This window comes from Ramlibacter sp. (genome assembly GCF_035554825.1).
Lineage (GTDB): Bacteria > Pseudomonadota > Gammaproteobacteria > Burkholderiales > Burkholderiaceae_C > Ramlibacter.
The window spans coordinates 1-20629 of record NZ_DATMHS010000033.1; the positions used below are offsets into that span (position 1 = coordinate 1).

The 20629-nt window shown below is 68.3% G+C and carries 19 protein-coding genes; 3 read left to right on the forward strand and 16 right to left on the reverse strand.

Annotation, left to right across the window (positions count from 1 at the left end; all coding sequences use genetic code 11):
* The coding region (locus VNT59_RS03010) for an acyl-CoA dehydrogenase family protein (protein WP_325496485.1) at positions 1-940 on the reverse strand (940 nt) is incomplete at its 3' end.
* A 147-nt stretch (positions 941-1087) separates the two neighbouring features.
* Here VNT59_RS03010 and rpoD point away from each other — a divergent pair.
* Complete coding sequence (gene rpoD, locus VNT59_RS03015) at positions 1088-2617, forward strand: RNA polymerase sigma factor RpoD (RefSeq protein WP_325496487.1); 1530 nt, start codon at positions 1088-1090, stop codon at positions 2615-2617.
* Between the two features lie 747 nt (positions 2618-3364).
* Here rpoD and VNT59_RS03020 read toward each other — a convergent pair.
* The 6 genes from VNT59_RS03020 to VNT59_RS03045 all read right to left on the reverse strand — a co-directional run bounded on the left by VNT59_RS03020 (position 3365) and on the right by VNT59_RS03045 (position 10254).
* On the reverse strand, positions 3365-4159 hold the full coding sequence (locus VNT59_RS03020; protein WP_325496489.1) for an enoyl-CoA hydratase: 795 nt from the start codon (positions 4157-4159) through the stop codon (positions 3365-3367).
* On the reverse strand, positions 4156-5388 hold the full coding sequence (locus tag VNT59_RS03025; protein WP_325496490.1) for a CoA transferase: 1233 nt from the start codon (positions 5386-5388) through the stop codon (positions 4156-4158). The genes VNT59_RS03020 and VNT59_RS03025 overlap by 4 nt, the downstream gene beginning before the upstream one ends.
* A 9-nt stretch (positions 5389-5397) precedes the next feature.
* Positions 5398-6468: an ABC transporter ATP-binding protein gene (locus tag VNT59_RS03030; protein ID WP_325496492.1), complete on the reverse strand. Its 1071-nt coding sequence runs from the start codon at positions 6466-6468 to the stop codon at positions 5398-5400.
* Complete coding sequence (locus VNT59_RS03035; RefSeq protein WP_325496493.1) at positions 6465-8210, reverse strand: iron ABC transporter permease; 1746 nt, start codon at positions 8208-8210, stop codon at positions 6465-6467. The genes VNT59_RS03030 and VNT59_RS03035 overlap by 4 nt, the downstream gene beginning before the upstream one ends.
* 19 nt (positions 8211-8229) lie before the next feature.
* Positions 8230-9279, reverse strand: a complete 1050-nt coding sequence (locus tag VNT59_RS03040; RefSeq protein WP_325496495.1) for an ABC transporter substrate-binding protein — start codon at positions 9277-9279, stop codon at positions 8230-8232.
* Positions 9280-9477: 198 nt separating this feature from the next.
* Positions 9478-10254 carry an enoyl-CoA hydratase gene (locus tag VNT59_RS03045; protein WP_325496496.1) on the reverse strand — a complete coding sequence of 259 codons (777 nt, stop codon included), beginning with the start codon at positions 10252-10254 and terminating at the stop codon, positions 9478-9480.
* 137 nt (positions 10255-10391) lie between these two features.
* On the opposite strand from VNT59_RS03045, the gene VNT59_RS03050 reads away from it, so the two are divergent.
* Complete coding sequence (locus VNT59_RS03050) at positions 10392-11420, forward strand: zinc-dependent alcohol dehydrogenase (protein ID WP_325496498.1); 1029 nt, start codon at positions 10392-10394, stop codon at positions 11418-11420.
* Between the two features lie 186 nt (positions 11421-11606).
* On the opposite strand, the gene VNT59_RS03055 is transcribed toward VNT59_RS03050, so the two are convergent.
* The 7 genes from VNT59_RS03055 to VNT59_RS03085 all read right to left on the reverse strand — a co-directional run bounded on the left by VNT59_RS03055 (position 11607) and on the right by VNT59_RS03085 (position 17631).
* Positions 11607-12605 carry an aldo/keto reductase gene (locus VNT59_RS03055; protein WP_325496499.1) on the reverse strand — a complete coding sequence of 333 codons (999 nt, stop codon included), beginning with the start codon at positions 12603-12605 and terminating at the stop codon, positions 11607-11609.
* Between the two features lie 5 nt (positions 12606-12610).
* Positions 12611-13567, reverse strand: a complete 957-nt coding sequence (locus VNT59_RS03060) for a Gfo/Idh/MocA family oxidoreductase (protein WP_325496500.1) — start codon at positions 13565-13567, stop codon at positions 12611-12613.
* On the reverse strand, positions 13564-14421 hold the full coding sequence (locus VNT59_RS03065; RefSeq protein WP_325496502.1) for a class III extradiol dioxygenase subunit beta: 858 nt from the start codon (positions 14419-14421) through the stop codon (positions 13564-13566). The genes VNT59_RS03060 and VNT59_RS03065 overlap by 4 nt, the downstream gene beginning before the upstream one ends.
* A gap of 80 nt (positions 14422-14501) precedes the next feature.
* Positions 14502-14897 carry a protocatechuate 4,5-dioxygenase subunit alpha gene (gene ligA, locus VNT59_RS03070; protein ID WP_325496504.1) on the reverse strand — a complete coding sequence of 132 codons (396 nt, stop codon included), beginning with the start codon at positions 14895-14897 and terminating at the stop codon, positions 14502-14504.
* 2 nt (positions 14898-14899) lie between these two features.
* Positions 14900-15817 carry an amidohydrolase family protein gene (locus tag VNT59_RS03075; RefSeq protein WP_325496506.1) on the reverse strand — a complete coding sequence of 306 codons (918 nt, stop codon included), beginning with the start codon at positions 15815-15817 and terminating at the stop codon, positions 14900-14902.
* A gap of 49 nt (positions 15818-15866) precedes the next feature.
* Positions 15867-16916, reverse strand: coding sequence for an amidohydrolase family protein (locus tag VNT59_RS03080; RefSeq protein ID WP_325496573.1), 1050 nt, complete (start codon positions 16914-16916; stop codon positions 15867-15869).
* A 25-nt stretch (positions 16917-16941) separates the two neighbouring features.
* Positions 16942-17631, reverse strand: a complete 690-nt coding sequence (locus VNT59_RS03085) for a substrate-binding domain-containing protein (RefSeq protein WP_325496507.1) — start codon at positions 17629-17631, stop codon at positions 16942-16944.
* A 138-nt stretch (positions 17632-17769) separates the two neighbouring features.
* On the opposite strand from VNT59_RS03085, the gene VNT59_RS03090 reads away from it, so the two are divergent.
* Positions 17770-18687 carry a LysR substrate-binding domain-containing protein gene (locus VNT59_RS03090; RefSeq protein ID WP_325496509.1) on the forward strand — a complete coding sequence of 306 codons (918 nt, stop codon included), beginning with the start codon at positions 17770-17772 and terminating at the stop codon, positions 18685-18687.
* 43 nt (positions 18688-18730) lie between these two features.
* Here VNT59_RS03090 and VNT59_RS03095 read toward each other — a convergent pair whose 3' ends face one another.
* Positions 18731-19633, reverse strand: coding sequence for a DUF1932 domain-containing protein (locus tag VNT59_RS03095; protein ID WP_325496510.1), 903 nt, complete (start codon positions 19631-19633; stop codon positions 18731-18733).
* 20 nt (positions 19634-19653) lie between these two features.
* On the reverse strand, positions 19654-20625 hold the full coding sequence (locus VNT59_RS03100; RefSeq protein ID WP_325496512.1) for a tripartite tricarboxylate transporter substrate binding protein: 972 nt from the start codon (positions 20623-20625) through the stop codon (positions 19654-19656).
* Positions 20626-20629 lie beyond the last annotated feature (4 nt).

The window sequence follows — 20629 nt, forward strand, 5'->3', positions numbered from 1 at the left end:
GCGTCTTGTCGGGCGCGTTGGCGGTCACCTTGGCGGCGGCGACGTAGAGCAGGTATCGCGCCGCCTGGAGATCGGTCTCCATGTCGGCGAGCGTGAACTGCGTCGCCTGGAAATCGGCAATCGGCTGGTCGAACTGCTTGCGCTCCTTGGTGTACTTAACCGCCTCGTCGAGGCAGCGCTGCGCGCCGCCGAGCGAGCAGGCTCCGATGTTCAGCCGACCGCCATCGAGTCCCATCATGGCGATCCGGAACCCTTCGCCTTCCCCGCCGACGCGATTTTCGACCGGCACCCGGACCTCGTCGAAATTGACCTGCGCGGTCGGCTGCGAATGCCAGCCGAGCTTCTTTTCCTGCGCCCCGAAGCTGACGCCGGGCATGTCCTTTTCGATGACCAGGCAGGAGATGCCCTTGGGCCCCTTTTCGCCGGTGCGGACCATGGTTACGTAGATCTCATTCTCGCCGCCGCCCGAGATGAACGCCTTGGAGCCGGAGACGACATAATGGTCGCCATCGAGCACGGCCTTGGTCTTGAGTGCCGCGGCATCGGAGCCGGACGAAGGCTCCGTCAGGCAATAGCTCCCCATTCGTTCCATGGTGATCATCGACGGCAGGTACTTCTGCTTGACCGCGTCCGAGCCGAAGCGGTCGATCATCCAGCTCGCCATGTTGTGGATCGAGATGAAGGCGCTGGTCGACGGGCAGCCGTAAGCCATGGCTTCCATGATCAACGCGGCCTCGAGCCGGCCGAGGCCGATGCCACCGCTTTCTTCGCTGACGTAGATCGAGCCGAAACCAAGCCCCGCTGCTTCGCGGATCGTGTCGCGGGGGAAGATGTGCTTCTCGTCCCACTCGGCCCCGAACGGGGTAATGGCGTCCGCGGTGAACTTGCGGGCCATCTCCTGGATCTGGAGCTGGTCGTCAGTGAGATCGAACTGCGTCATTGCGCAGGCGGCCTTAGGGTGAGGCTCGATTGTCAGCAAGAGCGCCTCCGCCGTCATTGCGAGCGGAGCGAAGCAATCCAGCGACGTTTGGATTGCCGCGTCGCCTTCGGCTCCTCGCAATGACGGTCAGGCGGCGGGTTCTTCCTTGTGCGCATGTACATGCGCGAGATGGGCACGGTGGAACTGCTCACGCGCGAGGGCGAGATCGAGATCGCCAAGCGCATCGAAGGCGGCCTGCAGGCGATGATGGAGGCGATCTCCGCCTCGCCGGCCACGATCGCCGAGATCCTGCGACTGGCCAACGAGATCCGCGAGGGCCGCATCGTCATCTCCACCGTGGTGGACGGCTTCTCCAATCCGAACGAGGCCGACGACTACGTGGCCGAGGAGGATTTCGACGAATTCGACGCCGACGACGACGACGACGGCAACGGCGGCTCCAAGGCGCTGACCAAGAAGCTCGAGGAGCTGAAGACGCAGGCGCTGGAGCGCTTCAGCCGGATCCAGGAACTGTTCGAGAAGGTGCACCGGATCTACGACAAGGAGGGCTACGGCACGCCCGCCTACGTGAAGGCCCAGCACCAGCTGTCCGAAGAGCTGATGACGATCCGCTTCACGGCCAAGACCATCGAGAAGCTGTGCGACATGGTGCGCGGCCAGGTCGACGACGTGCGCAAGAAGGAGCGCGAGCTGCGCCGCATCATCGTCGACAAGTGCGGCATGCCCCAGGAAGTCTTCATCAAGGATTTCCCGCCCAACCTGCTGAACCTGAAGTGGGTGGAGAAGCAGGCCGCCGCCGCCAAGCCCTGGTCCACGGTGCTGGCCCGCAACATCCCGCCGATCCAGGAACTGCAGCAGAAGCTGATGGACCTGCAGTCGCGCGTGGTGGTGCCGCTGACCGAGCTGAAGGACATCAACAAGCGCATGAACGAGGGCGAGGCCAGCTCGCGCGAGGCGAAGAAGGAAATGATCGAGGCCAACCTGCGGCTCGTGATCTCGATCGCCAAGAAGTACACCAACCGCGGCCTGCAGTTCCTGGACCTGATCCAGGAAGGCAACATCGGCCTGATGAAGGCCGTCGACAAGTTCGAATACCGCCGCGGCTACAAGTTCTCGACCTATGCGACGTGGTGGATCCGCCAGGCCATCACCCGTTCGATCGCCGACCAGGCGCGCACCATCCGCATCCCGGTGCACATGATCGAGACCATCAACAAGATGAACCGCATCTCGCGCCAGCACCTGCAGGAATTCGGCTTCGAGCCGGATGCCGGCATCCTGGCCGCCAAGATGGAGATCCCCGAGGACAAGATCCGCAAGATCATGAAGATCGCCAAGGAGCCGATCTCCATGGAGACGCCGATCGGCGACGACGACGATTCGCATCTGGGCGACTTCATCGAGGACCAGGCCAACACCGCGCCGATCGAGGCCGCGATGCAGGCCGGCCTGCGCGACGTGGTCAAGGACATCCTGGACTCGCTGACGCCGCGCGAGGCCAAGGTGCTGCGCATGCGCTTCGGCATCGAGATGAGCACCGACCACACGCTGGAGGAAGTCGGCAAGCAGTTCGACGTCACCCGCGAGCGGATCCGCCAGATCGAGGCCAAGGCGCTGCGCAAGCTGAAGCACCCGAGCCGGTCGGACAAGCTGCGGTCGTTCATCGATACGCTGTAAGCGCGCTGATTGGCATCCCGGACTCGATCCGGGATGCACGAAGAAGACGCCCTACGGGGCGTTTTCTTTTGCACCCTTCGCACCTCGCGAAACCGTGTGTTCGCGAGCTGAGGCGCCTCGGACAGAACACCAGCCAGCGCTGCGCGAAGCCGCGTACGAGCGGTCCACGTCGTCCTGGTATGGCGTCCCGTGCTGGCGCCCGGGAGTCCCGCCGGTCGTGCGCGGTCTTGCGGCCCGCGGCGCAACTCGCTGCGCGCGAAATACGCGCTCCGCTCGGACAAGCGCCGCGAGCATGAGACAAGGGCCGCAAGACCGCTCCCCGTCGGCGCCACACAAGGCGCGCCGCGAACCGCTCGCACGCGGCTTCGAACTGCGTCTCTTCGTTCGAGCGAAAGCAACACCACTTCGCCGCGGCAGGCGGTGCCCGGCAGGGCCGATTTGTGCAGCGCCGGGGACGAGCGGTCTTGCGGCCCTTGTCTCATTCTCGGTCCACCTGTTCGAGCGCAGCGCCGCTTGCGGCGCGGAGTCGAGTTGTGGACCGGGCCGCAAGGGCGCGCAGGCGACGGGAAGGGAAATCCGGGGTCGGATCCGAATTCAGGACGAGAGCCGTTCAGTGGCGCGTGGAGCAACGACGAAATTCGGCTCTGACCCCGGATTTCTCCCGCGGAACTATGAGGTCCCGCCGGGCACCGCCTGCCGCGGTGCGAGGCGGCTCACGACGCAACAGCCCGCTCAGGGCAAACGGCTTCAGCGTCCCACGAACCTCGGCCTGCGCTTTTCCATGAAAGCCTGGCGGCCTTCCTTGTAATCGTCGCTGTTGAAGCAGCGGTCGACCACGTCCTGGCACAGCTTCGTGTCGCGCTCGGATTCGTCCTTCAGCGCCTGCGCCACCAGCGTCTTGATCGAGGCGACGGTGAGCGGCGCGTTGGCGGCGATCGACGCCGCGTAGTCGCGCACGTACGACTCCAGCCAGTCGGCCGGCACCAGCCGGTTGATCAGTCCCATCGCCAGCGCTTCCTGCGCCGTGAACTGGCGGGCCGTGTAGAAGATCTCGCGGGCGAACGCCGGGCCGACGACGTCGACCAGCTTGCGCACCCCCTCGAACTCGTAGCCCAGCCCCAGCTTCGCCGCCGGCACGGCGAAGCTCGATCCCTCGGCGGCGATGCGCATGTCGCAGGCCAGCGCCGTCGACACGCCGCCGCCGACGCAGTAGCCGCGGATCATCGCGATGGTCGGCTTGCCGACGTCCTTCAGCGCCCGCGAGGCGCGCTGCGCCGTCTCGTTGTACAGGCGCGTGGTGTCGGGCGACGAGCGCTTCTCCTCGAATTCGGAGATGTCGGCGCCCGAAACGAACGCCTTGTCGCCGGCGCCCTGCACGACGATCACGCGGATTTCCGGGTCCCCCGCATAGTCGGCGACGATCTCGTGCAACGCCTCCCACATCGAGAGCGACACCGCGTTGTGACGCGCCGGATTGTTGAACGTGATCCACCCGATCGCCCCGTCCTTGCGGGCGATCATCTTGTCGGTGAGCAGCTTCATTCCTCGCCCGCCGCCACCGCAGGCGCCCGCGCGCGGGAGCTGTCGTAGACCACACCCTCGGAGAACAGCTGCCGCACGTCGCCATCCGCGTAGCCGATCTCGCGCAACACCTCTTCCGAGTGCTGGCCGAGCCAGGGCGCGGGTTGGCGGATCTCGGTGAGCGAGCCGGTCGACTTGATCGGCAGGCCCAGCGTCTTCATCGGCCCGATCTTGGGGTGGTCGATCTCGACCACCATCTTGCGCGCCAGCACGTGCGGGTCGGACAGCGTCTGGTCGTAGGTGTACACCGGGCCGCCGGGGACGCCGGCGGCGTCGAGCTTGCCGACCCAGTGGGCCGTCGGGTGCGCGGCGAACACCTGCTCGATCTCGGCTTCCAGCGCGTCCGCGTTGCGCACCCGCGTGTTGGGCGCGTTGAAGCGCGCATCCTCGATCCATTCCGGCTTGTCGCAGACCATGGTGGCGAAGGCCCGCCACAGCTTCTCGCTGCCGGCGCCCACCGTCACGTAGCCGTCCTTGGTCCGGTAGGCCTGGTACGGCGCCGAACGGCGATGGCGGGTGCCGGTGGCGGTGGGCAATTCGCCGCCGCCGAAGAAGGCGCCGAATTCCCAGATGCTCCATGCCAGGCCGGCCTCCAGCAGCGAGGTCTCGAGGTACTGGCCGCTGCCGTGGCGCAGGCGCCCGATGTAGGCGCCGAGGATGCCGTACAGCGCCGTCGCGCCGCTGGCGATGTCGTTCATCGCGATGCCGACCTTCGCCGGCCGTCCGCCCGGATAACCCGTCATCATCATGATGCCGGACATGCCCTGGGCGATGATGTCGAAGCCGCCCTTGCGGCCGTAGGGGCCGGTCTGGCCGAAGCCGGACATCGACGCGTAGATCAGCCCCGGGTTGTGCTGCTTCAGCGCTTCGTAGTCGAGGCCAAGCTTCTTGACCACGCCCGGCCGGAAGTTCTCCAGCACGATGTCGGCCTTGCTCGCCAGCTGCGTCACCACGGCCTTGCCCCGCGGGTCCTTCAGGTCGAGCGCGATGCTCTTCTTGTTGCGGTTCAGGACAGCGAAGCAGTAGGACTCGCCGTTGATCTGCGGCTCGAACCGGCGCGAGGTGTCACCTTCGAAGCTCTCGACCTTGATCACTTCGGCGCCCATGTCGCCCAGCACCATTGCGCAGTAGGGGCCGGCCATCACGTTGGTGAGATCGAGGACCCGGACGCCTTCAAGAGGAAGTGGCATATTCGTTATTCAGCTGACGAGGGTGATCTGCGAGGTGTCGATTTCAGCATAGATCTTCTGGCCGACGTCGAACACCTCATTGGGCCGCGCCGTGACGCGGATCGGCTCGGCGCTCGGCGCCACGGCGATGTGGTAGTCCCACGACTCGCCGAGATAGGCGCGCCGCTGCACGCTGCCCTCGACGCAGCAGCGCTGGGGCGCGCCGGCCGGCCGCTCGCGCAGCAGGTGGATGCTCTGCGGCCGGATCGAAACCTGCACCTCCGGGGGCAGGCTGCCGCCGGGCGACAGCTCTCGCACGGGGATGCGGAAGCCGCCGAAGTCCACGTCGTCGGCGCCGCTGCGGCCGGTGAGGAAGTTGGTGCGGCCTATGAAGCCGGCGACGAACCTGGTCTTCGGCCGGCGATACAGCTCGAACGGCGCATCGATCTGTTCGATCCTGCCCTTGTTCATCACGGCGATGCGGTCCGACGTGACCATCGCTTCGGCCTGGTCGTGCGTCACGTAGACCATGGTCATCCTGAACTCGTCGTGCAGGCGCCGGATCTCGAACCGCATTTCCTCGCGCAGGTTGGCATCCAGGTTGGACAGCGGCTCGTCCAGCAGCAGGATCGAGGGCTTGACCACCATCGAGCGCGCCAGCGCCACCCGCTGCTGCTGCCCGCCGCTCAGCTCCGCCGGATAGCGGTCGCGCAGCGGGCCGAGCTGCACCACGTCCAGCATCTCGGCCACGCGCCGCCTGGCCTGGTCGGCCGGAATCTTGCGCAGCTTCAACCCGTAGCCGACGTTCTCCTCCACCGTCATGTTCGGCCAGATCGCATAGCTCTGGAAGATCATCGACATCTGCCGTTTTTCCGGCGGCAGGCTGGACTGGGGCGACGAGATCACCTGCCCGTCCAGCTCGATCGTGCCTTCGGTCGGCGTCATGAACCCGGCGATCATGCGCAGCGTCGTCGTCTTGCCGCAGCCGGACGAGCCGAGCAGCGAGACCAGCTCGCCCTCGTTCAGCGTCAGGTTCAGGTTGTCGACGGCGGTGTAGCTGCCGAACGACTTGGTGATGTTTTTGAGCACGAGTTTGCTCACGCGACCGTCCTCCTCAGCATGAAGTCCCGCCCCATCAGCCGGAAGCCGACCAGGATGAGCGCGACGGTGATGACCACCAGCACCAGGCCGATCGAGGCCAGCATCTCGAAGTTGCCTTCGTCGCTCTTGTCGAACAGCAGCACCGACAGCACCTGGGTGTTGATCGAGTACAGGAAGATCGCCGTGCTCAGCTCGCGCGTCGCGGGGATGAACACGAGGATGAAGGCGCCGGCCAGGCTGCGTTTGAGCAGCGGCATGACCACGTCGGCGATGGCGGTGAAGCGCGTGCCGCCCAGGATGCGCACCGCATCTTCCAGCTCGGGGTTGATGCTGCGGATGGCGGCGTTGCTGTTGACGAACGCGATCGGCAGGAAGCGCGTGACGAACGCCAGGATCAGGATCCAGGCCGTGCCGTACAGCAGCAGCGGCGGCCGCGTGTAGGCCGCGTAGAAGCCGATCGCCAGCACGATGCCGGGGACCACGAACGGCGCCATGGTGAGGAAACCCAGCACCGCCCCGACATGCCGGTTGACCAGGTTGCGATTGACGATGTACGCGATGGTCAGCGCCAGCACGATGGCGATCAGCGAGGCGGTGCCGGCGTACAGGAAGGTGTGCCAGGTCGCCGTGCGGGTCAGCTGGTTCTCGAACACCGTGCGATAGAGGTTGTCGAACGTGAGGTTGTCCAGCGCGAACCCGCGGCCCCACGCCTTGGCGAACGCCGCCTGGCAGATCACGACCAGCGGCATGAAGAAGGACATCGTGCAGACCAGCAGGCAGTACCCCAGCACCGGCCATTTCCACGGCCCCAGCGGCACCGGGCGCCGCTCGCCGCCCTTGCCGGTCAGGGACACGTAGCCCTTGCGGCTGGTGATGCGGCGCTGCACCCAGAACAGCACGACCGTGATCACCAGCAGCGGCATGGCATAGGCCGAGGCGACGCCGACCTGCGGCGGGAACTCGAAGAACTGCCACAGCTGCGTCGTCACCACGTGGAAGCGCCCCGGCAGTGCCAGCAGCGCCGGCGAGCCGAACAGCGCGATGGCCTCCAGGAACACCAGGATGAAGGCGCCCAGGATCGCCGGGGCCACCAGCGGCAAGGTGATCGACAGCGTCGTGCGCAGGTTGCTCGCGCCCAGGATGTTGGCCGCGTCCTCCATCTCCGAGGAGATCAGGTCCAGCGCCGATTTGGTCAGCACGAAGACATACGGGAAGCTGTAGCACGCGACCACCAGCACCAGGCCCGGCATCGAGTAGATGTTGAACGGCCCCGACTGCATGCCGGTGAGCGCCACCACCGCCTTGTTCAGCCAGCCCGCGTTGGGCCCGGCCAGCAGGATCCAGCCGACCGCGCCGAGGTAGGGCGGGATGATGAAGGTGCCCAGGATCGAGATCCAGATCAGCGGCTTGCCGGGCATGTCGGTGCGCGACAAGGCCCACGCCATGGGCAGCCCGAACAACAGGCAGGTGATGCCGGCGCTGACCCCCAGCAGCAGCGAGTTGCCCAGCGCCTCGACGTGGCGCAGGTTCCGGTACGCGCTCACGTAGTTGGCGAACGTGAACGCGCCGGTCTCGTCCTGGAAGCTCACCACGAGCAGCCGCAGCAGCGGGTTCACCACCAGGAACACCAGCACCACGATCGCCAGGCCCCACACCCAGAACGACTTGTCCAGGTGGCGCCAGCGCTGGTCCAGCATGGACAGCGCCCCTGCCTTGGGCAGGGCGGTCTTCACATAAGCCATGAGGCTGCCGCCGGCGCGATCAGACGCCGAAGGTGTCGCGGAACTTCTGCTTCACCTCGGGGATGCCCTTGGTGATCTCTTCCTCGGTCGGCCGGGTCACCTTGATCTGCTCCAGCGGCTTGGCGCCCGGCGCCGGGGCCACGCCCTTGACCACCGACAGCGAATGCGATTTCACCTGGGTCTCGCCGGCTTCCTTGCTCAGCAGGAACTCGATGTACAGCTTGCCGGCATTCGGCGAAGGCGCGTTCTTGGGAATGCCGCTGGGCGAGACCATCAGCAGGGCGCCGTCGGTCGGATACACCACCGCCAGCGGATTGCCCTTGTCGCGGCTGAGCAGCGTGGTCGCCTCCGGACCGGCCGCCACCCAGCGCTCCTTCGAGTTGAGCATGGTCACGGTGTCGTTCACGGAGCGGCCGATCTGCGGCTGGTTCTTTTCGAGCTTGGTGAAGTAATCCCAGCCGTAGAGCTTCTGCATCAGCACGACCCAGGTGCCGACATAGCCGCTGAAGGCCGGATGGCCGATCGAGACCTTGCCCTTCCACTTGGGATCGAGCAGGTCGGGCCAGTTCCTGGGCGCATCCTTTTCCGCCACCAGGCTGCTGTTGTACGTGACCGTCATCAGCGCCGCCGCCGTGACGTGGTAGTAGCCCTCCTTGTCGTTGTACGGCTTGAGCGAGTCGACCATCTGGTCCAGGCTGCGCGGCTGGTATTGCATCAGCAGGCCCTTGCTCTTGAGGGCCGGATAGTGGCTGACGTCGGTGCTGCTGAAGACCGAGGCCACCGGCGCGTTGGCCTGGATGTCCTGCTGCAGCCGCTGGAAGGCCACCTGGGCCGTCGTGCGCACGAAGTTGCACTTCAGGCCGGCGTACTTCTTCTCGAAGGCCTGGCACAGGTTCTGGGCCTCTTCGGTGTTGTAGTGCGCCGTGTAGACCGTGATCGGCTTTTCCTTCTTGGCCGCCTCGTAGAGCTCCTTCTCCCACGGAGCCATGTCGGCCCGGGCCGGCGCGCTCGCCATGGCCAGCGCCGCCGCCACCCCGATCAAGATCCTGTTCGCCACGCCTGTGTGCATGAGCTGTCTCCTTTGGTCTTCGAACCTGTTGTACGGCGCCCCGTCCGGGGGTCGCGGCGCGCCGGTGCGTTCCTGCACTGCACCAGGGCGAGCGTGAGCCACTGTAGACAGATCGCCGGGCGGCCCCAATAGGCAATTTCCAGAATGCGGCGCGCAACCGAAAGTTAGCGCCGCGGCGCCCGGAGCGGGCGGCGCCGGTCAGCGGCCGCGGAAGGCGGGCTTGCGCTTCTCGCCGAAAGCGCGCACGCCTTCGCGATAGTCCTCGCTGGCATTGCAGGCGTCGACGGCCGCCTCGGCCCGCGGCAGATCGCTCTCGGTGCCCAGGAACGCGTTCACCGTCAGCTTGACCGCCTTCAGGGTCAGCGGCGCGTTCTCGGCGATGGCGCCGGCCAGGTGCTGTACCGCGCCGTCCAGGCCGTCCGCCGCGACGGCCTGGCTCACGAATCCCATGCGCAGCGCATCGTCCGCGCCGAAGACCCGGGCCGAAAAGAAAATGTCATAGGTGTTTTGCACGCCGATGAGGGAAACGAAGCGGTGCACCCCGGCCGGCTTGTAGCCCAGGCCCAGCCGGCCCGCCGGCATGCGAAAGCGGGCATCGAGCGCGCACAGGCGGATGTCGCAGGCGGCGGCCAGCCCCAGGCCGCCGCCCATGCAGATGCCGCGGATCTTGGCGATCACGGGCTTGCTGGCACGCACCGGCGCCAGATAGGCGGCATCGACGATCTCGCCATAGCGCTCCTGCGCCTGCGGGTCGGTGCGCTCGGCCTCGAATTGCGAGATGTCGGCGCCGGAGACGAACGCCTGCTCGCCGTCGCCGGTCAGCACGATGGCGACGATGGCGGGATCGGCGTCGAGCTGCGCGATGCGCTCGGGCAGCGCGCGCCACATGTCCATGGTCATCGCGTTGTGCTTTTCCAGGTTCGAAATGACCACCGTGCCGATGGCGCCGTCGCGCCGGATCAGGATCTCTGCCACTGCTTGCTCTCCTTCGTCAGGCGTGCATTGAACCAGAAGCGCCGGCGTGCCGCCTCGGTGACTGCCCTCGCCCCCGCGGGCGGCTTACCATCGCGCCTGGCGCCGCCCCGGCGCCCGCAGACCCGAGGAGCACCGCCATGCAAGCCGCCGTCCTGGAGCAATTCGGCCCGTCGCTCAGCGTGCAGGAGGTCGCCAAGCCGCAGCCCGGCGCCGACGACGTGCTGCTGCAGGTCGAGGCCTGCGGCGTCTGCCATTCCGACCTCCATGTCGCCGAAGGCGACCAGCCGCCGCTGAAGGCGGTGACCAAGCCCAGGCTGATCCCCGGCCACGAGGTCGTCGGCCGCGTCGTGGAGCTCGGCGCGAACGTCAAGCATCTGGCGCTCGGCGACCGCGTCGGCGTGGCCTGGCTGCATGCCACCTGCGGCGAATGCCCGCCGTGCCTGGAGGGCCGCGAGAACCTGTGCCGCAAGGCCGTCATCACCGGCGTGATGGTCGACGGCGGCTATGCCCAATACATGGTCGCGCGCGCCAGCCATGCCCTGAAGGTGCCGGACTCGTTGACGCCGGAAGCGGCGGCGCCGCTCTTTTGCGCCGGCCTCACGGTCTATCGCGCGCTCAAGAATGCCGAGGTGGCGCGCGGTCAGAAGGTGGCGATCTTCGGCGTCGGCGGTCTCGGCCACCTGGCCGTGCAGATCGCCAAGGCCTGGGGCGCCGAGGTGATCGCGCTCGACCTCGACCCGGCCAAGCTCGACCTGGCGCGCCAGCTCGGCGCCGACCAGGCGCTCGACGCCGGCAGCGCCGACGACATCAAGGCGCTGCGCAAGCAAGGCGGCGTGCACGTGGCCGTGGTGACCTCGGCCGCCAAGGCGGCATACGACACCGCGTTCCGGTGCCTGCGGCCCGCCGGCATCCTGTCGGTGGTCGGCCTGCCGGCCGAGCCGCTCACCTTCCCGGCGCTGTCCCTGGTCGGGATCGAGGCGAAGGTCATCGGCTCGTCGGTCGGCACCCGCGACGACATGCGGGCGGTGCTCGACCTCGCGGCCAGCGGCCAGCTGCGCTGCCTGACGGAAGTGCAGCCGCTCGCCGAGGTCAACGCCGTGTTCGAGCGCATGCGCCGCGGCCGGATCAACGGCCGGGTGGTGCTGCGCTGTTGCGCGCAGCACTGAGGAACTGCAAACCCAACAGCCGAACGCAGGGGACGCAAAAAAAATCCAAGGTTTTCTTTGTGCACGCCGCCCGCTCCCATCGGGCAGAGCGCGCAGCGCCCTCCACCTTCTTGTCGGCTGTTCTTCTGCATCTTCTGCGTAGCCTTTGCGCCCGCTGCGTTCGGCTGTTGGGTCGGGATTCGGGTTTCAGAACACCTCCGTATCAACCTCCCGGTTCGACTGCTCGCTGTAGCGGTTGCCGGCGACGCTGTTCTGGTTGATCAGCGCATCGAGCCGCTGCACCAGGCCGGCCTCGAGCACGACGCCGGCGGCACCGAGGTCCTCACGCAGGTGCTCGACCTTCGTGGTGCCGGGAATCGGGATGATGAAGGGCCGCTGGTGCAGCAGCCACGCCAGCGCCAGCTGCGCCGGGGTGCAGCCCGCCTCCCGCGCGAGTTCCCGGTACGGCGGCAGCAGCTTCAGGTTGCGCCCGTAGTTCTCCGGCGCGAACCGCGGCATGTGGCGGCGGATGTCCTTCGGATCGAGCGCCGCCACGTCGTGCAGGGCATCGCACAGGAACGCACGCGCGACCGGGCTGAACGCGACGAAGGCCACGCCCAGCTCCTGGCAGGCATCCAGCATCGCGATCTCCGGATTGCGCGTCCACAGCGAATATTCGTTCTGCACCGCCGCGATCGGATGCACTGCATGGGCCTTGCGCAGCGTCGCCGCCGACACCTCCGAAAGCCCGAGGGTGCGCACCTTGCCGGCCCGGACCAGGTCCGACATCGCGCCGACGCTCTCCTCGATCGGGATCCGCTGGTCCCAGCGGTGCAGGTAGTAGACGTCGATCACGTCGGTCTGCAGGCGGCGCAGGCTGTCCTCGCAGTTGCGGCGGATCGCTTCGGGGCGCCCGTCGATCACCCGCTTCATGCCCTCCTCGCCCTGCACGCCGGCCATGCCGCCCTTGCTGGCAAGCGTGATGCGGTTGCGATGGGGCTTGAGCACCCGGCCCAGCAGCGTCTCGTTCGCGCCGAAGCCGTACAGCGCGGCGGTGTCGAACAGTGTCACGCCGGCGTCGAGCGCCGCCAGCAGCAGCCGCTCGCCCTCCGGCGCCGGCGGCGGCGAGCCATAGGCGTGGGACAGGCTCATGCAGCCCAGGCCGATGGCGCCGACCTGGAATGGACCGAGTTGTCGTACCGGCATGGGGTTCAGGCGGCCAGTTGCTGTTCGAGCTGGTGCAGCACCTCGTAGCAGGGCAGCACCTGCGCGACGCTCGCGTTGGGCTCGCGCTGCTCGCGGATGGCGGCGAAGAACTCGCGGTCCTGCAGCTCGATGCCGTTCATCGACACGTCGACCTTGGACACGTCGATCTGCTCGTCCTTGCCGCTGAACAGGTCGTCATAGCGCGCGATGTAGGTGGCGGTGTCGCCGATGTAGCGGAAGAAGGTGCCCAATGGGCCGTCGTTGTTGAACGAGAGCGACAGCGTGCAGATCGCCCCGTTGGCGGCCTTGAGCTGGATGCTCATGTCCATCGCGATGCCCAGTTGCGGGTGGATCGGCCCCTGGATTGCGTTGGCCTTCACGATCGGGCTGCCGCACTGGTACGCGAACAGATCCACGGTATGGGCGGCGTGGTGCCACAGCAGGTGATCGGTCCAGCTGCGCGGCTGGCCCAGCGCGTTCATGTTGGTGCGGCGAAAGAAGTAGGTCTGCACATCCAGCTGCTGGAGGTGGAAGTCGCCGGCCCCGATCCTGCGGTGCACGTACTGGTGGCTGGGATTGAAGCGGCGGGTGTGGCCGCACATCGCCACCAGCCCGGTCTGCTGCTGCAGCGCCACGACGGCCCGCGCGTCCTTCAGGCTGTCGGCCAGCGGGATCTCCACCTGTACGTGCTTGCCGGCCCGCAGGCACTGGATCGCCTGCGCCGCGTGCATCTGGGTGGGCGTGCACAGGATCACGGCGTCGACGTCGGCGCGCGCGACGCTCTCGGCCAGGTCGGTCGTGACGTGGCCGATGCCGTACTGGCGCGCGACCTCCTGGGTCTTGTCCAACAGGCGGCCGACCAGCGACACGACTTGCACGCCGTCGATCCGCTTGATGCCGTCCAGGTGCTTGATGCCGAACGCGCCGGCGCCGGCGAGCGCCACTTTGATGGTCCTGCTCATGACTGTTCCTCGAGAATCAGGTGCCCCACGGCAGTGTTCGACGCGGGCACATGGTAGAAGCGATGCGCCACCTTCGGCGGGCGGCCGCCGGCCAGGTCGCCCATGGCGCCGCGGGCGATCAGCCACATCACCAGTTCGATGCCTTCGCTGCCCGCCTCCCGCACGTAGTCGACATGGGGCATCGCGGCCAAGCCCTGCGGGTCGGCCACCAGGCGATCGAGAAAGGCGTTGTCGAATTCCTTGTTGATCAGCCCGGCGCGCGGCCCCTGCAGCTGGTGGCTCATGCCGCCCGTCCCCCACACCTGCACGGTCAGCCCGGCGTCGAAACTGTCGATCGCCTTGCGGATCGCCCGGCCGAGGTTGAGGCAGCGCCGGCCGGAGGGAACCGGATACTGCACCACGTTGACGGCAAACGGGATCACCGGGCAGGGCCAGGCCGGCGGCTGGCCGCACATCAGCGAGAGCGGCACCGTGAGGCCGTGGTCCATGTCCATCCGGTTGACGATGGTGAGATCGAAGTCCTGCTGGATCACCGATTGCGCGATATGGGCGGCGAGCTCGGGATGGCCGACCACGGTGGGCACCGGGCGCGGGCCCCAGCCTTCGTCGGCCGGCTGGAACGCCTCGGCGCAGCCGATCGCGAAGGTCGGGATCATCTCGAGGCTGAACGCGGTGGCGTGGTCGTTGTAGACCAGCAGGATCACGTCCGGCCGGTGCTCGCGCAACCACTGCTTGGAGAATTCGTAGCCGGCGAAGACCTTCTGCCAGTAAGGCTCGTGGCTCTTGCCGGTGTCGAGCGCCGCCCCGATGGCGGGCACGTGCGAGGTGTAGACGCTGGCGGTGACGCGGGCCATGTCAGTCTCCGCCGAGCCGCCTCAAGGAGACTGAGGCCCCCTCGGGGGGCAGCGAACGCCAGTGAGCGTGGGGGCGCATGTCAGCAGCCTTTCTTTTCGCCGACGAAGCGGTTGCCTTCGATGGAACGGCCGCCGGCGATCATCATGTCGCGGTATTCCTCCTCGCTCATGCCGGTCATGCTGCCGGCCATCTGCTGGAAGCTCTTGCCGTCGGTGGCGCCGATCTTGGCGAGGAAGTAGATGTTGCCGCCGAGCTGGATGCAGCGGTTCAGGTCGCGCGCCAGCACGGCCTGCTTCTGCTCCTCCGTCATCGGCCACTGGTCCAGGTAAGCGCGCTCGTCGGCCTTGAACCGGGCGCGGTTCTCGGCCTTCATCAGCGACATGCAGAACTGGTTGAGGTGATAGCCCTTGCGCGACTGATCGGCGTCGAAGATGGTCGTGCCGGGCACGTCGAGATACGGTTTGTCCAGCGCCATGCTCAGCTCCCTTCCTCCGGCCAGTACAGGCGCATCGGATTGTCCACCAGCAGCCTCCCCTGCAGCTCCCGCGTCACGGCGATGTGCGGGATGAAGTCGACCAGCAGGCCGTCGTCCGGCATGTGGTTCTTCAGGTTCGGATGCGGCCAGTCGGTGCCCCACAGCACGCGCTCGGGAAAGGTCTCCACGATGCGGCGCGCGAACGGCACCACGTCGCGGTAGGCGTTGCGTTCGCCGTCCAGCGCCGGCGGTCCGCTGACGCTGAGGCGCTCGGGGCAGCTCACCTTGCTCCACACGTTCGGATGGTCGCGCATGAACTTCACGAACAGTTCGAACTCCTCGCCGTCCACCGGCTTGGTGACGTCGGGCCGCCCCATGTGGTCGACGACCACCGTGGTCGGCAGCGCGGTGAAGAAGTCCCACAGTTCGGGCAGGTCGACCGCCTCGAAGTAGATGACCACGTGCCAGCCGAGCGGCGCGATGCGGCCGGCGATCTCCATCAGTTCGTCCTTGGGCGTGAAGTCCACCAGCCGCCTGACGAAGTTGAAGCGCACCCCGCGCACGCCGGCATCGTGCATCGCGAGCAGCTCCTGGTCGCTCACGTTGCGCCGCACGGTCACCACGCCGCGCGCCTTGCCGTCCGAGTGCCGCAGCGCATCGATCAGCGCGCCGTTGTCGGCGCCGTGGCAGGTGGCCTGCACGATCACGTTGCGCGAGAAACCGAGGTGGTCGCGCAGCGCGAACAGCTGTTCGCGGCTGGCGTCGCACGGCGTGTACTTGCGCTCGGCGGCGTACGGGAACCGCGCGCCGGGGCCGAACACATGGCAGTGCGCGTCCACGCTGCCGGGCGGGACCTTGAACTGCGGCTGGCTCGGGCCCTGGTACCAGTCCAGCCAGCCGGGGGTCTTTTCGAATGTCATGGTGTCGCGTTCGCCAGGCGTCACGGCGGCGTCGTCACGGGTGCCGGCCTCAGGCCGCCGACCCGCCCACCAGCCCGATCTGCGCCTTCAGGCGCGCATCCAGGCGCGGGAACACGCGGCGGGCATTGAGTTCGTAGATCTGCTCGCGGTCGGCTTCGCTCAGCTTGGCGCAGGCCTCGATGTAGCGCCTGGTGTCGTCGTAGAAGTGGCCGGTTTCCGGATCGATGCCGCGCACCGCGCCGATCATCTCGGAGGCGAACAGCACGTTCTTGACCGGGATGACGGTGTTCAGCAGGTCGATGCCGGGCTGGTGGTACACGCAGGTGTCGAAGAAGATGTTGTTCAGCAGGTGCTCCGTGAGCAGCGGCTTCTTCATCTCCTGCGCCAGGCCGCGGAAGCGCCCCCAGTGGTACGGCACGGCGCCGCCGCCGTGCGGGATGGTGAAGCGCAGCGTCGGGAACTCCCGGAACAGGTCCGACGTCAGGCACTGCATGAACGCCGTGGTGTCCGCGTTCAGGTAATGCGCGCCGGTGGTGTGGAAGCACGGATTGCAGCTGGTGCTGACGTGGATCATCGCGGGGATGTCGTACTCCACCATCTTCTCGTAGATCGGGAACCAGTGCCGGTCCGACAGCGGCGGCGCGGTCCAGTGGCCGCCGGAAGGGTCCGGGTTCAGGTTGATGCCCACGCAGCCGTACTCCCTGACGCACTTCTCCATCTCGGGAATGCAGCTCGCGGGGTCGACGCCGGGCGACTGCGGCAGCATGGCGACCGGCACGAAGTGGTCAGGAAACAGCTCGCTCACGCGGAAGCACAGCTCGTTGCAGATCGCGGCCCAGGTCGACGACACCTCGAAATCGCCGATGTGGTGGGCCATGAAGCTGGCGCGCGGCGAGAACAGCGTGACGTCGCTGCCGCGCTGGCGCATCAGCTTCAGCTGGTTGGTCTCGATCGATTCCCGCAGCTCGTCGTCGCCGATCTTGAGGTCGGCGGCGCGCGGCATCGCCGCGGAGTCCTTGATGCCGGCGATCTGCTTGTTGCGCCAGTCCTCCAGCGCCTTCGGCGCGGTCGTGTAGTGGCCGTGGCAGTCGATGATCAACATGGGGGGCTTCCTTCAGGGAGTGTCAGGCGGGGTCCATTCCGTGCCGGCGCTTGGCGGCGTCGGCCTCGGGCGAGGCCAGGTACGCGAGCAGGCGGCCCACCGCTTCGGGCTGCGCCGAGGTCCGGCACGCCGCGCCGCAGAACGTGGTGACGATCTGCACCGGCTCGGGCAGCGCACCGGCCACAGTGATCCCAGACAGGTGAATGAGCTCGCTCAGTTGCTGGAAACCCAGCGCGGCCGCGCCGCCGGCGACCAGCGAGCCGACCGGCACTCCCGGCGGCGCCTGCACCAGCCGTGGCTGCAGCGCGGCCGCCAGGCCCCAGCGCTCGAACAGGCGCAGCAGCGCCGTGCCGCTGGGGCCGGTCGAATAGCCGATGCTCGTGGCGGCTTCCACCGCGCGCCGCAAGGCATCTTCGCTCGAGAGGTCGGGCACCGGTGCGCCCGCGCGCACGGCCACCGCCACCGGCGAATGCACCAGGTCCACCTTGCTGCCCGGCACGACTGCGCCGCCAGCGACGAGCTGGTCGATCGCATCGGCCGCCAGCAGCACCAGGTCGAAGGCTTCGCCGGCCTGCACCCGCCTGGCCGCGTCGACCCCACCAACCGACTCGATCTGCACCGCGGTGCCCGTGCGCTGCCGATAGGCGGCCGCCAGCTCCGCCAACAGCAGGCGGGTGGCCATCGACGAAATGCCGCGGAGCGCGGCGCTCATGACGGCGCTCCGGCAGGGCGCGCGCAGGCGTGGGGGCACATGGGCCGATTGTGGTCGCGGCCGGTCCCGGAACAAAGCCGGCAGTGAGACTAGCAGCTATGCCGCCCCGGCATAATCGAGCCAAAGGTATTCCCGATCATGGACCTCAAGCAGCTCGAGTACTTCGTCCGCGTGGCCGAGCTCGGCAGTTTCACGCGGGCCGCCGTCGCGCTCGACGTCGCCCAGCCGGCGCTGAGCCGGCAGGTGCGCCTGCTGGAAGTGGAACTGCGCCAGAACCTGCTCACCCGCAACGGGCGCGGGGCCGTCGCGACGGAGGCGGGCAAGCTGCTGCTCGAGCACGGCCGCGGCATCCTGCACCAGGTCGAGCGCGCGCGCGAGGAACTCGGCCGGGTGCGCGGCGCCCTCGCCGGCCGGGTCGCCATCGGCCTGCCGCCGAGCGTCGCCAAGGTGATGGCGGTGCCGCTCATCCGCGAGTTCCGGCAGCGGATGCCGGACGCCACCCTGTCGATCAGCGAGAGCCTCTCCGCCGGCATGCAGGAATCGCTCGCCACCGGGCGCCTCGACATCGCCGTGCTGTACAACGCCGCGCCGTCGCCCGACATCGAACTCACCCACCTCATGGAAGAGCCGCTCTACCTGGTGCAGCGCCACGCCGGCGCCGGGGCCCCGCCGGCGCGGCCGCGCGCGATCGCGCTGCGCGACGTCGCGGCGGTGCCGCTGGTGATCCCGAGCCGCCCGAACGCGATCCGCATGCTGGTGGAAACGGAACTGGCCGCCATCGGTTGCCGGCCCAATGTGGCGCTGGAGATCGACGGCGTCGCCGCCATGCTGGACCTGGTGGCCGACGGCGCGGGCAGCGCGATCCTCTCGCGCAACGCCGTGGCCACGTCGGCGCATGCGGGCGGGTTCGCGGTTCGGCCGATCGGCACGCCGCCGCTGCGCAGCAAGCTGTTGCTGGCCATGAGCTCGCAACGGCCCGCCACGCTCACCCAGAAGGCGATGCTGCAGCTGATGCAGGAGCTGGCGCCGCGGCTGCTGGCCGAGCGCCGCGTCTGAGGCATCGCCGGCCGCCGGTCGCGGCCGCACGGCGGCGCGGGGGTCAGGACCGCCGGCGCGCCGCCAGCAGGCGGTCGGCATAGTCCTGCCAGCGCGCGCCCTTGGCCACCCCCTCGAAGACGCGCGCCGCCGCCTGCTCGGCCACCCACTGCTGCTTGTCCGCGGCGGCGTCCGCCATGAAGGGCTCGAAGCCGGCTTCGCGCACCGTGTTGGCGGCCTCGCGCATCTCCTCGGCGCGGCGCTTTCCGTGCTGCACGACGCGGCTGAAGAAATAGGCGCCCTGCTGCTGCCAGTCGATCGACGGGAAGGTCTCGGCCAGCGTCGGCAGCAGGTGGTCCTCGACCCCGTACGCCCGCGCCGTGGCATAGCTCTCGATCACCAGCGCTTCCAGCCCCTTGATCATCACGCTGCGGCACATCTTGATGGCCGAGGCGATGCCCAGCCGGTCGGAGACGGCGGTCGCGTCCATGCCCCAGCCCTGCAGCGTCGCGGCGAGCCGGGCCGCAGCGGCGCCGCCCAGCAGCATGGGGACCTTGATGCCGTGGGGCGGCACCGAGGTCATCACCCCGGCCTCGACGTAGCGGCCGCCGGCGCCGTCGACCGCCGCCGCGGCGCGCTGCTTGGTGCCCGGCGAGGCCGAATTGAGGTCGAGGAACACGGTCCCGGGGCGGATGTGCCGGGCGGCCTCCTGGGCCACCGCGAGCGTGTTCGACGCCGTCACCGCCGAGATGATCAGGCTGGCCGAAGTGCACAGCGCCTGCATCGAAGGCTGCGGCAGGATGCCCGCGGCCCGCGCATGCGCGATCTCCGCCTCCTGCGTGGCGGCAGCCGCGAACTTCAGGTCCCAGGCGCCGATGGCGGCGATGCCAGGCTGCGGCTTCAGCCCGGCGCCGAAGATCTTGCCGACTTCGCCGTAGCCGACCAGGCCGATGGTATGGCTGTCCATGTCGATTGCTCCCGTGCTCCTTATTGCCGCGGAATTTTCGCCTGCGCGATGACCTCGCTCCAGCGCCGGATGTCGGCCGCCAGGCGCGCCTGCAGTTGCGCCGGCGTGCTGCCTTGCGCCACCAGATTCAGCTCCAGCAGCCGCTGCGCGACTTCCGGCCGGCCGAGCGCGGCCCGGACTTCGTGGCTCAGGCGAGCCACCACGTCGGGCGGCGTCCTGGCCGGCACGGCCAGGCCGTTCCACGAACTCAGGTTCAGGCCCGCCAGCGGCCCGCCGCTCTCGCGGGCCGCCGGCACCTCGGGCAACTGGGGCGCCCGCCGGTCGCCCAGCACGGCGAGCGGCCGCAGCGCGCGGCTCGCGATCTGCGGCATCAGGGGGCCGAGGATGTCGAGCGCCGCATCGATGTCGCCGGCTCGCACGGCCGTGAGCACCGCCGGCGTGCCGTTGAAGGGCACCACCTGCAGGTCGATCCCGGCGGTCGCCTTGAACAGCTCGGCGGCCAGGTGCTGCGTCGTGCCGACCTGCGGCGTGCCGAGATTGAGCTGGCCGGGATGCGCTCGCGCCTGCGCCAGCAACTCGCCGAGCGTGCGCAGGCGCCCGCCCTCCTTGACCACGATCGCCAGATCGAAGGTCGCCAGCATCGACACCGGCGCGAAGTCCTTCAGCGTGTCGAACGGCAGCGACCGGAAGAGCGCCGCGCTCACCGCCGTGCCGCTGGACACCAGCAGCATGGTGTGGCCGTCGGGCTCGGCGCGCGCCACCAGCTCCCCCGCCACCACGCCGCCGGCGCCCGGCCGGTTGTCGATGACGACGTTCCGCCCCATTGGTCCGGCGATCTCCCGCGCGACCAGCCGCGCCGTCAGATCCGCCGCCCCGCCGGCTGCATTGGGCACGACGATCTTCAGCGGCCGGGTCGGAAACGTCGTGCCGGCAGCGCCGAGCGCCGGCACGCCCGCCAGTGCCAGCGCTGCGAAACGACGACGGTCCAGCATCGGC

What these genes read in the sequence shown, in the direction of transcription:
- VNT59_RS03065 (WP_325496502.1), bottom strand. Translation starts at nt 14,421, where the DNA reads ATGGCCCGCGTCACCGCCAGCGTCTACACCTCGCACGTGCCCGCCATC.
- VNT59_RS03020 (WP_325496489.1), bottom strand. Translation starts at nt 4,159, where the DNA reads ATGAAGCTGCTCACCGACAAGATGATCGCCCGCAAGGACGGGGCGATC.
- VNT59_RS03060 (WP_325496500.1), bottom strand. Translation starts at nt 13,567, where the DNA reads ATGAGCAGGACCATCAAAGTGGCGCTCGCCGGCGCCGGCGCGTTCGGC.
- VNT59_RS03050 (WP_325496498.1), top strand. Translation starts at nt 10,392, where the DNA reads ATGCAAGCCGCCGTCCTGGAGCAATTCGGCCCGTCGCTCAGCGTGCAG.
- VNT59_RS03100 (WP_325496512.1), bottom strand. Translation starts at nt 20,625, where the DNA reads ATGCTGGACCGTCGTCGTTTCGCAGCGCTGGCACTGGCGGGCGTGCCG.
- VNT59_RS03055 (WP_325496499.1), bottom strand. Translation starts at nt 12,605, where the DNA reads ATGCCGGTACGACAACTCGGTCCATTCCAGGTCGGCGCCATCGGCCTG.
- ligA (WP_325496504.1), bottom strand. Translation starts at nt 14,897, where the DNA reads ATGGCGCTGGACAAACCGTATCTCGACGTGCCCGGCACGACCATCTTC.
- VNT59_RS03075 (WP_325496506.1), bottom strand. Translation starts at nt 15,817, where the DNA reads ATGACATTCGAAAAGACCCCCGGCTGGCTGGACTGGTACCAGGGCCCG.
- VNT59_RS03040 (WP_325496495.1), bottom strand. Translation starts at nt 9,279, where the DNA reads ATGCACACAGGCGTGGCGAACAGGATCTTGATCGGGGTGGCGGCGGCG.
- VNT59_RS03095 (WP_325496510.1), bottom strand. Translation starts at nt 19,633, where the DNA reads ATGGACAGCCATACCATCGGCCTGGTCGGCTACGGCGAAGTCGGCAAG.
- VNT59_RS03035 (WP_325496493.1), bottom strand. Translation starts at nt 8,210, where the DNA reads ATGGCTTATGTGAAGACCGCCCTGCCCAAGGCAGGGGCGCTGTCCATG.
- VNT59_RS03090 (WP_325496509.1), top strand. Translation starts at nt 17,770, where the DNA reads ATGGACCTCAAGCAGCTCGAGTACTTCGTCCGCGTGGCCGAGCTCGGC.
- VNT59_RS03025 (WP_325496490.1), bottom strand. Translation starts at nt 5,388, where the DNA reads ATGCCACTTCCTCTTGAAGGCGTCCGGGTCCTCGATCTCACCAACGTG.
- VNT59_RS03085 (WP_325496507.1), bottom strand. Translation starts at nt 17,631, where the DNA reads ATGAGCGCCGCGCTCCGCGGCATTTCGTCGATGGCCACCCGCCTGCTG.